Genomic DNA, 13,203 nt, shown 5'->3' on the forward strand with positions numbered 1-13,203 from the left:
ACCAGGCACTCCGGGGCATGCCCGGAACGGGCCGCCCACTCTTGAGGAGACTCCGGTTCGGCCTGGCGGTCGACCGGCCCGGTCTTCGCACGATCGGGCTCACAGAACCCCTGGGCGCAGGAGGCCACCAGACTTCGGGCATGCGCCACCGCCTTGCCCTCCCGTCCTTTCAGGGCATCGCGCCGAGCGCCCTTGATGCTCTTCTCTCCCTTCCTGCCATAGTCCTTGAAGGCGTCCGTACCCCTGACCTGCCGCAGCTTCTCGACCACGAGCTTGCTGCTGCCGCTCTGTGCCCCTCCGAACGTCTGGAAGTGCAGCAGTAACCACAGGTCGAACGACGGGTGTGAGAACGCGAGCTCGACCCTGGACTCGGCGGCGGCCTTGACCGCCTGCGGGATGTCATTCCACCGATCACGGTCGAAGAGCTCTACAAGCCCTCAGACGCAACCTCGTGATCCCACACCATCGGTGGCTGTCGTACGGGGGGAACCTCACTTCGCCTCTTGCCTGGACAGTTCACGGACGATTTTTCCGGCGGTGACCCGAGGCACTCCGCCGTAGCGGCCACGTAGATAACCGCGCTCCAGGTTCTCCTCCTTACGCGGCTTGGCCTCTGTCAGCGGGTACAGCTCGGTCTCTCCTGAGCGTTGCTTCACCGTGATCCACACCTGATCACGGTTGAGCGGCCTGTCGAGCACCTCGCTGCCCAGCAAGGTCGCGTCGTGCGTCGTGAAAATCAGCTGTGCATCATGCGGGTTGGATGCAGGGTCCTGGAAGACCCGTACGACCTCGGCTGCGAGTGTGGGGTGCAGGCTCGAATCCAGCTCGTCCACCAGCAGGACCGATCCCTGGTCCAGCACAGTGAGCATGGGCCCAAGGAAAGCGAACCAGGCGTGGGTGCCCAGCGACTCTTCCGTGCGAAAGTCCAGCGGTGTCTCTCCACCATCCGGCGTACGGTGCCACAATCTGATCTCACCGGTCTCAGGGTCCGTGTCGAGGCGGGTGACCCCCAAGTCGGCCGATTGCAGCAACCGCGTGATCCGTTGGTGGTAGCTCTCCTCCTGATCCGAGCGCGTGAGGAGCCGTTTGGTCCAGTCCACCCGGGCGCTGAGATCTCTTCCCGGTGTCACCAGCCACAGGTTGTCGAGGAACCACCTGTGTATCGCCGACAGCTGGGGATCGTTGAGAGTCGCACCGACGGACAGGAACAGAGCGTTTGGACGGGTCAGCCTGACCAGGGGTTCCCGTCCCCCTTTAAAACCTTCCCCCCTGAAGATGAACTCCCCACCCTCTGATTCCGGACGGCCTGCCTCTCGGTCGAACCAGACGTTGCGGCGACCATGCGGATATGAGTGAAGCCACTCCGCCTCCACTCGCTCATCCGACAGCTCGAAGCCATAGGTGTAGCGGACAGGATCCCCGCCAAGGGCAAGATCCACCTCGAACAGGGTTGTCTCCTCACGAGATGCGGGATCTAGCTTGAAGGGCTGCCGGGGAACCACCTCCGGCGCCTTGGCCCAGTCAGCGAAAGAGTCTCGCACCGCATCGCGCATGAGCCGGAAACCACTGAGCAGGTTCGACTTCCCCGACGCGTTGGCTCCGAACACACCCGCTACAGGTTGCGCCGAAACCTCTCGTCCACGGTGCTTGAGGCCGGTCCTGCGTCCCGCACTCTCATCGAACTCAGTTGCGATCAGAGACAGCTCATGCTCATTACGGATGGACCGGTGGTTGGCCACCCGGAAACGGATAAGCACCGTAGACCTCCTACCGAGACAGGGCTTTCTGCACTGTCATCTACGTCCTGGTGCATAGAGCCTGCACGTAACAGCCTATGACGCTCCCTCAATGGATGCCAGCATAGGATTACCATGTTCTCTGGAGTCCGGCCTGATGGTATGAGGCCCGCGGCGATATGAGATCTCAGGACATGCTCGGCCGCCGCGCCGGCCGAGGCATCTGGATTCGACGGCAGCGGTGAAGGCACCCCGAACATTAGAAGCGAAGGCGCATACCGGGCCGGTGCGATCCCTGCCGTCCCGAACAGCGCAACGCCCGTCGAAAGAACGGCGACTTCGCCGTAGTCGAACCCGCGGCAGATCGCCGGTTGTGATGAGTTACGTAGCGTCCCGTCAGGTGATGCCGACGATGGGGAGGCGGAGGGCGCCGGAGCCGATCACCAGCACGTCATGGTCGAACACGGCGACTCCTTCTCAGACGACGGTTTCAGACGACGGGCCTCGATGACGACCTCTGACGGCAGGGCGCGCTCGTGCCTCGCGCGATCGGCCGTCGTGCCCCCTCACGACCTCCCCGGTCTCCCGGCCCGGCTCGAAGACGCCGGGCCGGGCTCCCCGGGCCTCACTTCAGGTGGAGCGCCTTCATGACCTTGAGCGCGCCCGCGAGGGTGTCGGCGTACTTCTCGTACGCCATGCCGAGGATCGGCTCGAAGCCCAGCCAGGACGCCTGACTGGAGATGGTCTGCGCCTCGGTGTACCTCAGCAGCCCCTCGGCGCCGTGCCGGCGGCCAAGCCCCGAGGACTTCATCCCGCCCATGGGCGCGTCGTAGGAGGCGTAGGCCGAGGCGTACCCCTCGTTGATGTTGACGGTGCCCGCCTTGATCCGGGAGGCCAGCGCGCGGCCGCGGGACAGGTCGCGGGTCCAGATGGAGGCGTTGAGCCCGTAGGAGGTGTCGTTCGCCTTCTCGACCGCCTCGTCGTCGTCGCCGAAGCGGTAGACCGCGACCACGGGGCCGAAGGTCTCGGCGCGGCAGAGCTCCATGCTCTCGTCGACGTCGGCCAGGACGGTGGGCTCGTAGAACAGCGGGCCGAGATCGGGGCGGGCCTTCCCCCCGGCCAGCACCCTGGCGCCCTTCGCGACGGCGTCGTCCACCTGGGCGCCGACCGCCTCCAGTTGCCGCAGCGAGGAGAGCGAGCCCATCTGCACGCTCCAGTCGAGTCCAGCGCCGAGCCGCATGTTCCTGACCTGCCGGACGAACTTCTCCACGAAGGCGTCGTGCACCGAGTCGTGGACGTAGAGCCGCTCGATGGACAGGCAGAGCTGCCCCGCGTTGGTGAAGCAGGCGCGCAGCGCGCCCTGGGTCGCGGTGTCGAGGTCGGCGTCGTCGAGTACCAGCATCGGGTTCTTGCCGCCGAGCTCCAGCGAGCAGCCGATCAGCCGCTTGGCGGCCTCCTCGGCGATCTTCCGGCCGGCCCGGGTGGAGCCGGTGAACGCCACGTAGTCGGCGCCGTCGATCAGCGGGTCGCTCACCTCGGCGGGTTCGCCGAGGACGACCTGCCAGATCTCGCGGGGCATCCCAAGGGAGACCAGCAGGTCGATGGTCCACAGCGTGGACAGCGCGGTCTGGGTGTCGGGCTTGTGGACCACCGCGTTCCCCGCGAGCAGCGCGGGGACGGCGTCGGTGACACCGAGCGAGAGCGGGTAGTTCCACGGCGAGATCAGAGCCACCGTTCCCCGGGGCCGACGCGCCTCGACGGTCCTGGTGGCGACGGGCAGTATCCCGGCCCGCGATCTGGTCTCCAGCAGGCCGGGGGCCCGCCGCGCGTGGTAGAGGGCGCAGCCCGCGACGTCGAGCACCTCCTCGAAGGCGTGCCTGCGTGCCTTGCCGGTCTCCCACTGAACCACGTCGAGGATCTCCTCACGGCGGTCGAGGATGGCGTTGTGCAGGCGGAGGAAGGGCTCGGCCCGCTCCCGCACGGGCAGCACCGCCCACGCCCGCTGCGCCTCCCGCGCCGTGGCGTACGCGGCGCGGACGTCGTCGGCTGTGGAAATGGGCAACTCGGCGAGCACCTCGCCGGTGAACGGCGCCGTGATCTCCTGCGTCTTGCCGGCGGAGGTCACGTGCGATACGACACGTTCGATCATGCGGGGGTTGAGGTCCCGTGTCATTTCAAGGGGAACGGCCATGTCCGCAGGGTAATCGCGGGAGGCGGGCCGTGGCTACTCACGGGTAGCGAAGCAATGAACCACACACACCTCCGATCCGTCGTAGTGGCATGAGGACATCGATTCGTACAGCCGGCGCGGTCACCCTCGCCGCGGCCCTGCTCGCCACGGCGTGCAGTTCTACGGAGACGAAGAGCGGTGCCGGATCCGCGGCACCGGTCACGTTGGGGAACATCAGGCTGGTCTCCTACAGCGGCTGCGACGACATGCTGGCCGGGCTGCGCGCGGCGACGGCGAAGAACGTCGGCCCGTGGGGCCTCGGCGGCCCCCCGATCCTGTACGCGGAGGCGCGGTCGGACGTCGCCTCCGCCAAGGCGGGCGCGGCGCCGCCCGAGCACTCCACCACGAACACGCACGAGGCCGGGGTCGACGAGCCCGACCTGGTGAAGACCGACGGCGACCGGGTGATCACCGTCAACCGCGGTGTGCTCAGGGTGGTGGACGCCGCGACCAGGAAGGTCACCGGCACGCTCAAGCTGGTGGACGCCGAGCAGGCGTGGGCGCCGGCCGACCTGCTGGTCAGCGGGGACAGGGCACTGGTGCTCTTCTCCGGCGGCGGAATCATCCCGTACGGCGCGACGGCCAAGCGCGCGCCGAGCCCGGGACCGCGCTACGTCCTCGTCGACCTGTCCGGGGAGCCGAAGGTGATCGGCTCGCTCACCCCGGACGGCTCCCACGTGGACGCCAGGATGGTCGGCTCGACGGTGCGGATCGTGGTCCGCAGCCAGCCGCGGATCGAATTCCCCGACGCCGGGTCCGACATCGTGGACAACGAGCGCACCCGGCGGAACATGGAGGTCGTCGCCAGGGCACCGATCGAGGCATGGCTGCCGAAGTACGAGCTGACGTCCGCGACCGGCGTGACCTCGGACCACGCCGTCGGCTGCGAGCGGGTCAGCCACCCGGCGGAGTACACCGGGACGTCGATGCTGACGGTGCACACCCTCGACCTGTCACAGGCGCTCGCCGAGACGACCCCGATCAGCGTGGCGGCCGACGGCGACACCGTCTACGGGACGGGCTCCAGCCTGTACGTGACCAGCAATCCGCGCTGGTGGTGGGCCAGGCCGATCGACTCGGTGATCGTCGATGAGGCCCCGGCCACCCCGGTCGCCAGTCCCCCGGTCGCCACTCCCACGGCCACCGCGACCCCGGCCACCACTCCTACCGTCATCGCGACCCCGGCCACCGCCGCCTCGGACCTCGACCCCGCTCCGACCCTGCTCCCGGAACCGCCCGAGGCCCGGACCAGCCCACCGCCTTCGACCGACACCCCGCCACCGACCGACACCCCACCACCGAGTGACACCGCCTCGCCGACGCCGACGGCGACCCCTGAGGAGCCTCCGGAGGAGACCGAGGTCCACAGGTTCGACATCACCGCCGCCGAGGCACCCCGCTACGTCGCCTCGGGCAAGGTGCCGGGAAGGCTGCTCAACCAATACTCCCTGTCCGAGCACGAGGGGCACCTGCGGATCGCCACCACCTCGACCGCCGGGCAGGACAGCTCAAGCGCCGTCTACGTGCTCAACGCCGACACCCTGGCCAAGGCCGGTGAGGTCGGCGGCCTGGGACAGGGCGAGCGGATCTACTCGGTCCGCTTCATCGGCCCGGTCGGCTACGTGGTGACGTTCAAGCAGGTGGACCCGCTCTACACGCTCGACCTGCGCGACCCTGCGGCGCCAAGGAAGACCGGCGAGCTGAAGATCACCGGCTACTCGGCCTACCTGCACCCGGCGGGCGACGGACGACTGATCGGCGTGGGCCAGGAGGCCAGTGAGAAGGGCCGCACGCTCGGCACCCAGGTCTCCCTGTTCGACGTCGGCGACCCGGCCAACCCGCGCCGGCTGTCGCAGATGTTCCAGAAGGACTCGGGCTCGGAGGCCGAGTGGGACCCGCACGCCTTCCTGTACTGGGCCAAGACGGGGACGGCGGTCCTCCCGCTGAACTCCTGGACAGGCACCGAGCAGACCAACGGCACAGCTCTGGTCCTCAACATCGGTGATTCAGCCGTCACCAGGACCGGCACGGTCGTCCACCCCAAGCCCAAGCCGGTCAACGACACCCGCTTCGCCCCCTACGACCCGGGCATCCGCCGCTCGGTGGTCATCGGCGACAGCCTGTGGACGCTCTCCGACCTCGGCCTCAAGGTCAACGACCTGAAGAACCTCGCCGACCAGGCCTGGATCCCCTTCTCCTGACCTTTTGAAAGCACCTGCCCTCCGCGCCCCCGCCTCGCCACCGGGGGCGCCCTAAATATCCTATTACACCGACATATCAACCTTTACAAGATCTTGTCATGATGTCTGGGGAGCGAAGGTCTGGGGCAAGGTCCAGGGAGTGGGCCCTAGACCGGATGAACCTCCGGACCGGCCACCGGAACGATCTCCGGGGCACCGAGGCGGATGGCGTCGGCCTCCTGGTCGGTGTCCTGCTCCTGGGAGAGCCGCTCCGACTCGACGCGCTTGGTGTAGTACTCCACCTCGCGCTTGATCTGCTCGGCGTCCCAGCCCAGCGGCCCGGCGAGCAACTGGGCGGCCTCCTCGACCACGGCCACGCCACGGTGGAAGGTCTCGATCGAGATGTGCGTACGCCGGGTCAGCACGTCGTTCACGTGCCTGGCCCCCTCGTGGGTGGCCGCGTAGACCACCTCCGCCCGGAGGTAGTCGTCCGCTCCGGTCAGCGGTTTGGCCAGCGACGGGTCCCGCTCGATCAGCTCCAGCACCTCGTCGATCATCGAGCCGTACCGCTGGAGCAGGTGCTCGATCCTGGCCACGTGCAGCCCTGAGGAGTGGGCCAGCCGCTGCCTGGAGTTCCACAGCGCCTGGTAGCCCTCGGCCCCGGCCAGCGGGACGCGGTCGGTGCAGGAGGGCGGGACCCGCTGGTCCAGACCGTGCGCCACCGCGTCCACCGCATCCTTCGCCATAACGCGATATGTCGTGTATTTCCCTCCGGCTACCATGACCAGCCCCGGGACCGGGTGGGCCACCACGTGCTCGCGGGAGAGCTTGGAGGTCTCCTCGGACTCCCCCGACAGCAGCGGGCGCAGCCCCGCGTAGACGCCCTCGACGTCCTCATGGGTGAGCGGGACCGAGAGCACCTCGTTCACGTGGTCGAGGATGTAGTCGATGTCCGACCGCGACGCCGCCGGGTGTGCCCGGTCCAGCTTCCAGGCGGTGTCGGTGGTGCCGATGATCCAGTGACGGCCCCAGGGGATGACGAACAGCACCGACTTCTCGGTGCGCAGGATGATCCCGGTGAGCGAGTGGATCCGGTCGCGCGGCACCACCAGGTGGATGCCCTTGGAGGCGCGCACGTGGATCTGCCCGCGCCCGCCGACCAGTTCCTGGATGTCGTCGGTCCACACCCCGGTGGCGTTGACCACCTGGCGGGCCCGTACGTCCAGCTCACCGCCGCTCTCCAGGTCGCGCACCCGGACGCCGGTGACCCGCTCCCCCTCGCGGAGAAAGCCCACCACCTGCGCCCGCGAGGCGACGTTGGCCCCGTACGTGGACGCGGTCCGCAGCATGGTCATGACATAGCGGGCGTCGTCCACCTGGGCGTCCCAGTACTGCACCGCGCCGGAGAACGCCGACCTCCGCAGCGCGGGCGCGAGCCGCAACGCCCTGGTACGCGACAGGTGCCGATGGCCGGGCACGCCCCGGGTGAGCCCGGAGGAGAAGCCCATCGTGTCGTACAGCACCAGGCCGGCGCCGACATAGGGCCGCTCCCAGCCCGTGTGCTGGAGCGGGAACAGGAAGGGCACCGGCCGCACCAGGTGCGGGGCGATCCGCTGCAGCAGCAGGGCCCGCTCCTGGAGCGCCTCCCTGACCAGCTCGAAGTTGAGCTGTTCCAGGTAGCGCAACCCCCCGTGGATGAGCTTGGAGGATCTGGACGAGGTACCCGAGGCGAAGTCACGCGCCTCCAGCAGCCCGACCGACAACCCGCGGGTCGCCGCGTCCAGCGCGACCCCCGCTCCGACGACTCCACCTCCGATCACCACCACGTCGAGTTCCTCGGCGCTCATCTGCGCCAGTGCGGCGGACCGCTCGGCAGGACCGAGCCGTGCGGTGCCCATTCGCGCCGTCATTTGCAACCCCCTGGGGTGCGGCTTGTCGCCTTACGCGATGTATCTACCCATCCACCCTAGGCACCATTACTGACCAGTAGGAAGCAGTGGGCCAGATTCAAACAACATCCCTATGTCCGACGGGAGAACTGTCCCCGAAGATCGAGCTCAGCACGGTCAGCGACATTTCACCGCGGATCACCTGAACCCCAGGGCGAGGCCGACGCTACACACCTGGCGTGGACGGGGGAACCGAGAGGATGGCACTGCGCTGGTTCGGCGCCGCGCGTCGGCGTGCCCGCACGAGGGAGGACGACACCCGTGTGCTGGCCAGGGTGGCCGACGGCGACGCGGGCGCGCTGACCGAACTGTACGAGCGATACGCCAGGCCGCTGTTCGCCTTCATCTACCGGCTCGCCGGGGATCGGGGCACGGCCGAGGAGATCCTCCAGGACACGCTGCTGGCCGTGTGGCGCTCGGCGGGCACCTACCAGAGCCGCTCCAGCGTCAACATCTGGCTGTTCGGGGTGGCGCGCAGGCAGGCGCACAACCGGCTCCGCGGCGTTCCACCTCCTCTGGCGGCCGAACCGCCCGACGGCGTCGACCCCCTGCCCGGCCCCGAGGAACTGGCCGTGGGCGACGACCGGGTGCGGACGGTGCTGGCCCGGCTGCCGCTGGCCCAGCGCGAGGTGGTCGTACTCGCCTTCCTCGACGACCTGAGCCACCGGGAGATCGCCGAAGTGCTGGAAATCCCGGTCGGCACGGTGAAAAGCCGCCTGCATCACGCCCGAGCGACCCTGAGGAGGTGCGTCGATGAACAACCGTCCTGAGCCAACAGAACCCCACAAGCGGCCCAGACCGCCAGAGATCCACGACCTGTCCGGGCTCGCGGAAATCCACGACTGGCCCGAGCTGCGGGAGATCCGCGACGGTATCCCGCCTCCGCCCGGCCCCGAGATCGTGCGCGCCGCCCTGATGAGGGCCGCCTTCGACGGCCTGACTCCGGCCGCGCCGGAGTCCGCACGGCGACCAGCACCATCGCGGAGGACCTCGTCACCGCACGTGGAAGCTGCCGTACGCGGGCTGCACAGGGCGTGGGCCCTGCTGGCGATGGAGGCCCGGCTGCTGAATCCGGCGATCTGGCTGGCCTCCGCACTGATCATGGCATGGCTGGGGCCCATGGCGGTGCTCGCAGCACTCAGCCTGCTGTTGTCCGTGTGCTGGAACCCCTCCGCCGCGATAGGCGGCGGGCTGTCGGTGTGGGCCCTCTACGCGCTGACCGCCACCGACGTGCCCGTCCCGGACGGCCTGCGACACCTCTGGACGACCAGTCCCGCCACGATCACCCTCGCCATCGCCATCGCCCTGACACTCGCCGGGCTTCCCTTCTAGCGGTCGTCGCAACACCCCAGCTCAGGGAGTGCGATGGACTTCGAGATCCGCAAGATCCGATCCCCTCAGGGGCGGAGGAAGCTGACCGCAGAGCGGAAGGCATACTTCCGCCTTATGGATCAAGGCTTCAGTAACTATGAGGCGTGCCGGATCGTCGGGATCAACCGGCGTACCGGGAAGCGGTGGCGCAACGGCTCGGCGCCCCTTTCAGCGACGCTTCGCCCCCAGGGGTCGCCTCGAATCCGCACGTCCCCGGCGTGGGGGCGGAACCCGGATCGCCCGCCCGGGGGAATCCGGCGTGCTCCTGGACGGCCCCATCCGATGAGCTGGCGCTTCCCTGACCAGCCACGAACGCAGATGATCGACGGCCGTCGACGGCTGCGGGAGATAGTGGGGTCACCGGGGCCGGACACGGGAGATAGTGGAGTCACCGGGGCCGGACAGAGGTGAGGAACCTCGTCCGGATCGGGTCTTCTGGAGATCTGTGCCGACACCCGCCGACGGCGGTCTGACGCCGCGGACCTCGATCGCTCAACCGCGCCCAGCGGCCCGCCCGCGTTCCTTTTTGGTTCTTCTTTCTTTGGGAAGGGATGTCATGCGTCATCGCTCTCGGCGCCTGGGGTATCCGCTCGTGGTCATGGCTCTGGTCCTGGCGGCAAGCACCCCTCTGTCGGTATCCGCCTCCACCCCTCCGCCACACCCCCCACCACCGATTCCCAGCCGGCGCACATCGCCACGGGACCGGACGGCGCGGTGTGGTTCACCGAGTCGGCCGGGAACAAGATCGGGCGGATCACCACCGCCGGGACGATCAATGAGTACGCGTTGCCGACCGTCGTCTCCGGGCCGTTCGACATCACGGCCGGCCCCGATGACAATCTCTGGCTCACCGAGGACTACGTCGACAAAATCGCCATCGTGACTCCCTGACCAAGCCGGTCGGCTGCCGCCCCCGCAAGATCACAGGCTGCGGCCGCCGACCGTCTCGCGACCCGTCCACCGGCGCACAGGCTGTTGATCTTGGTGATCCTACGGAGAGGCAGGAAGGCCTCCACGCTGTAGCACCGAGGCCGGAGGCATTGCCGGTCACCGCGAGCAACGCCAGGACCGCGGAGATCACTGCCGATCCCCGTCCGGGCGCCGAAGAGCATTCCGCATCGGCTTGGCCAGAGACTGAGACCGGCCGAGGATGACGATGCCGGTCACCATCGCGATCAAGCCGGCCACCTCCGCCGCGAGCGCCTCCGGAGTGACCCGCAGACGCTCGGAGAAGATCGCCACGCCCAGCACGATCCCGGTGATCGGCTCAGCGGCCGTGGTGGCCGGCAACGAGATCCGGAGCGGGGCGGCGTCGAACGCGCTCTGGTTGAGCAGCAGCCCCACCACGGCGACGCAGGGCAGAAGGTACGGCTGCCAGGTAGCGGCCAGGTTCAGCCCGTTGCTCAGCGTGAGCAGGGAGCTGCGCGTCAGCACGTCCTGCAGCCCGTACAGCACCCCGGCGGCCGCCGCCAGCAACATCGCCTTGACCTGCAGGGAACGCCGCAGACCGAACATGACCAGCCCACCCGCCACCACGATCACCGAAAGCACCGTCAGCCACCGCAGGGAACCCGGTGCAGGCAGGGTCCCGCCATGGGGCCGACCGCCGTACAGGAACAGCGCCACTCCTCCGCCCACCAGCACCGCGCCCAGCTGCAGCATGCGGCCGAACGGCTCCTGGTAGATGACATGGGCCGCGGTCAGCGCGAACAGCAGGTTCATCGCCAGTAGCGGCACCACCTTCGCCACGTCCGCCTCCCGCAGCGCGAGGGCGCCGAGGATCTGGCCGCAGAGCATCAGCCCGATCCCGGCCAGCCACAACGGCGTGCGGATGAGGTGCAGCAGCAGGCGCAGGCGCAGCATGTCCTCCAGGGGCTGGCGGTACGCCGCATGCTGCTGTGCGACGAAGCCGAGGCCGAGAAGGCACGCCGCACCCAGCGAGATCACGATGATCACAAGCGGTGACCTTTTTCGATGTCCGGTCCGACAGAAGTGGCACCAAGCGGTGAAGGCGTTCCCCACACCTTGACCACCAGTGCCCACTACGTGAGTGGTCCGGCCCGGCAGGCCGGTGCTGAGCGGGCCCTCGAACAAGCCTTTCCCCGAACTCCGGCACCGTATCCGGCCTGCCGGACTTTCACTCGGACTTAAGCTCCGGTCACCGGAGCCGGCTACGACCCCGACCGCGACACCTTCAGGCAGGTAGGCGATGATCCGCTGGGCCGCGTTCGCAACCAACGGCACCAGCATGATCAGGAAGGCGTACTGCAAGCCCTAAACCAGAAGATCAGGTGCGGTGCAGGACCACGTAGCCTTCGCGCTCGTAGACGACCCGGTAGCCCTGGCTCCTCAGTTCGTCGACGCGTTGGCGTTGACGGTCGAGTGAGCCCCAGGGGTAGGCGGCGCGGGCGGTGTCGGCGACGATCCAGGGGGCGGTAGGGGGTCTGTCCTCCCACAGCAGGACGGTGGTGCGGGCGGACAGGCGGGGGCCCACGTGGTTGACTGCCTCGACGACCACACCGGAAGGTACGGCCGCGACCACCTGCTCGGCCGCGACCACATCGGGGTGTTTCTCGTAGAAGCCGGGCCTGATGAGCTGGTCGAAGGGGAATCGCGGCAGGAGGGTGAGCGCGACGGCGCAGACGGCGGCCGCCCAGAGCAGCGACGCGCCGCGCTCGCTCAGGCCGGGTTCGCGGCGTCGCGCCCAGCGGATCACCCGGGCGGCTCCGTCGACTCCCGCACAGAACAGGACGGCCACCGTGATGGCGCTGTGATGGAAGTCGGTCACCCACCACTGCGTGCGGTCGGAGAGCATACGCTCCAGCAACTGGGGGAGGGCGATCAGCGTCAGCGGGGAGAACAGGCAGGCCAGCAGGGTCGGCCACAGCAGGAAGGCCAGCGTGTCGAGCTTGACCTGCGGGCTGAAGAGGCTGCCGAGGACGCCCAGCGGGTCGCTGAGGACGTGCACGACCACCGCGGACATGTTGCCACCGAGGTGGCCGTACGCCCAGTACATGGTGGAGTCGCCGCCCACGGCCGGGATGAGGACGGCGAGGACGAGACCCGTGTACGCCAGACCGACCCCCATGTACATGACCCCGTACACGACTTGCTTTTGCAAAATGCCCCATCCGCCCCCCATTGCTCTCCTGGCTCACCGGCAATGGACGCCAGGGGGTAACCCTGAGGCCTCGGCCCCAGGCCCCCGCGTACGGTGCCGTGCTGGAACAACCGGCGCGGCACCACCCGCACAAGGACTCCCGGTCAATGCGCGGGGGGCGGGAATCATCTACGCGGCGGAGCGTCGATCAGTCCCACGGGGGACGGCACGGGGTGAAGGCGCTGCCTAACCTTCCGGCTGACCCCAGCTGCACACTCTGGGCTCGACATCGGACACTCGTCCGTCCCAGCAAGATCAAAGGGGCCCGCAAAGCCGATCCGAACTCCCGGGTCGTCTGCCGCCCCGCAGAGGAGAACCCGCGCGCTCAAGAAGATCACTTCTGGCCGTTCTGGCCTCCCTCCCGAGGAGCTCACCCGCGCACACGACAGCGGGCCCCTCGGGCGCCTCGGCCGGTGGTCTGGCCGGCACCGGTGACGGTCAGACCACCGGCCGGGAGGCACCCGGACGACGGGCGCGTCGGCCCTATGCCGTCCTGAACTCGAATTGCGACCGCCGGTCGAACAGGGCCGACGCTTCCGCCAGGTTGGCGAACACCCCTTTTCCCTTCATCGGGTAG

At 68.5% G+C, this 13,203-nt stretch carries 9 protein-coding genes and 2 pseudogenes; 5 read left to right on the plus strand and 6 right to left on the minus strand.

The window, feature by feature from the left end; all coding sequences use genetic code 11:
- Positions 1-125 precede the first annotated feature (125 nt).
- From OIE13_RS36820 to OIE13_RS25940, 3 genes and pseudogenes are all read right to left on the minus strand, one after another.
- Positions 126-413 (minus strand): annotated as a pseudogene (locus OIE13_RS36820) (RloB domain-containing protein); the annotation flags it as partial.
- Positions 414-491: 78 nt separating this feature from the next.
- Positions 492-1,757, minus strand: coding sequence for an AAA family ATPase (locus tag OIE13_RS25935; protein ID WP_326635667.1), 1,266 nt, complete (start codon positions 1,755-1,757; stop codon positions 492-494).
- A gap of 604 nt (positions 1,758-2,361) precedes the next feature.
- A complete protein-coding gene (locus tag OIE13_RS25940) occupies positions 2,362-3,927 on the minus strand; it encodes a succinic semialdehyde dehydrogenase (protein ID WP_326828852.1) in 1,566 nt (521 codons plus the stop codon).
- A gap of 89 nt (positions 3,928-4,016) precedes the next feature.
- Here OIE13_RS25940 and OIE13_RS25945 point away from each other — a divergent pair, with 89 nt between their 5' ends.
- Positions 4,017-6,167 (plus strand): beta-propeller domain-containing protein, encoded by a 2,151-nt coding sequence (locus OIE13_RS25945; RefSeq protein WP_326828853.1) that lies wholly within the window; start codon positions 4,017-4,019, stop codon positions 6,165-6,167.
- 146 nt (positions 6,168-6,313) lie between these two features.
- Here the strand turns inward: OIE13_RS25945 and OIE13_RS25950 are convergent, their stop codons facing one another.
- The gene (locus tag OIE13_RS25950; protein ID WP_326635662.1) at positions 6,314-8,056 is read right to left on the minus strand and encodes a glycerol-3-phosphate dehydrogenase/oxidase; all 1,743 of its coding nucleotides are present in this window, start codon (positions 8,054-8,056) and stop codon (positions 6,314-6,316) included.
- A gap of 218 nt (positions 8,057-8,274) precedes the next feature.
- Here OIE13_RS25950 and OIE13_RS25955 point away from each other — a divergent pair, with 218 nt between their 5' ends.
- From OIE13_RS25955 to OIE13_RS25965, 4 genes and pseudogenes are all read left to right on the plus strand, one after another.
- Positions 8,275-8,865: an RNA polymerase sigma factor gene (locus tag OIE13_RS25955; protein ID WP_326828854.1), complete on the plus strand. Its 591-nt coding sequence runs from the start codon at positions 8,275-8,277 to the stop codon at positions 8,863-8,865.
- Positions 8,849-9,427 carry a hypothetical protein gene (locus tag OIE13_RS25960; RefSeq protein WP_326635657.1) on the plus strand — a complete coding sequence of 193 codons (579 nt, stop codon included), beginning with the start codon at positions 8,849-8,851 and terminating at the stop codon, positions 9,425-9,427. Before OIE13_RS25955 ends, OIE13_RS25960 begins: the two co-directional genes overlap by 17 nt.
- 33 nt (positions 9,428-9,460) lie before the next feature.
- Positions 9,461-9,664: pseudogene (locus tag OIE13_RS36825) on the plus strand (helix-turn-helix domain-containing protein); the annotation flags it as partial.
- A 438-nt stretch (positions 9,665-10,102) separates the two neighbouring features.
- Positions 10,103-10,357: a virginiamycin B lyase family protein gene (locus OIE13_RS25965; protein WP_442816076.1), complete on the plus strand. Its 255-nt coding sequence runs from the start codon at positions 10,103-10,105 to the stop codon at positions 10,355-10,357.
- 186 nt (positions 10,358-10,543) lie between these two features.
- Here the strand turns inward: OIE13_RS25965 and OIE13_RS25970 are convergent, their stop codons facing one another.
- Together OIE13_RS25970 and OIE13_RS25975 are read right to left on the minus strand one after the other, a co-directional pair.
- Positions 10,544-11,422, minus strand: coding sequence for a DMT family transporter (locus tag OIE13_RS25970; protein ID WP_326635653.1), 879 nt, complete (start codon positions 11,420-11,422; stop codon positions 10,544-10,546).
- Positions 11,423-11,753: 331 nt separating this feature from the next.
- A complete protein-coding gene (locus tag OIE13_RS25975; RefSeq protein ID WP_442816001.1) occupies positions 11,754-12,572 on the minus strand; it encodes a DUF2079 domain-containing protein in 819 nt (272 codons plus the stop codon).
- Positions 12,573-13,203 lie beyond the last annotated feature (631 nt).

Origin of the sequence: Streptosporangium sp. NBC_01810 (assembly GCF_035917355.1) — a bacterium.
In the GTDB taxonomy this organism is placed as follows: domain Bacteria; phylum Actinomycetota; class Actinomycetes; order Streptosporangiales; family Streptosporangiaceae; genus Streptosporangium.

Coding starts and splice junctions, on each gene's coding strand:
- OIE13_RS25940 (WP_326828852.1), bottom strand. CDS start 3,927: ATGGCCGTTCCCCTTGAAATGACACGGGACCTCAACCCCCGCATGATC.
- OIE13_RS25945 (WP_326828853.1), top strand. CDS start 4,017: ATGAGGACATCGATTCGTACAGCCGGCGCGGTCACCCTCGCCGCGGCC.
- OIE13_RS25950 (WP_326635662.1), bottom strand. CDS start 8,056: ATGACGGCGCGAATGGGCACCGCACGGCTCGGTCCTGCCGAGCGGTCC.
- OIE13_RS25960 (WP_326635657.1), top strand. CDS start 8,849: ATGAACAACCGTCCTGAGCCAACAGAACCCCACAAGCGGCCCAGACCG.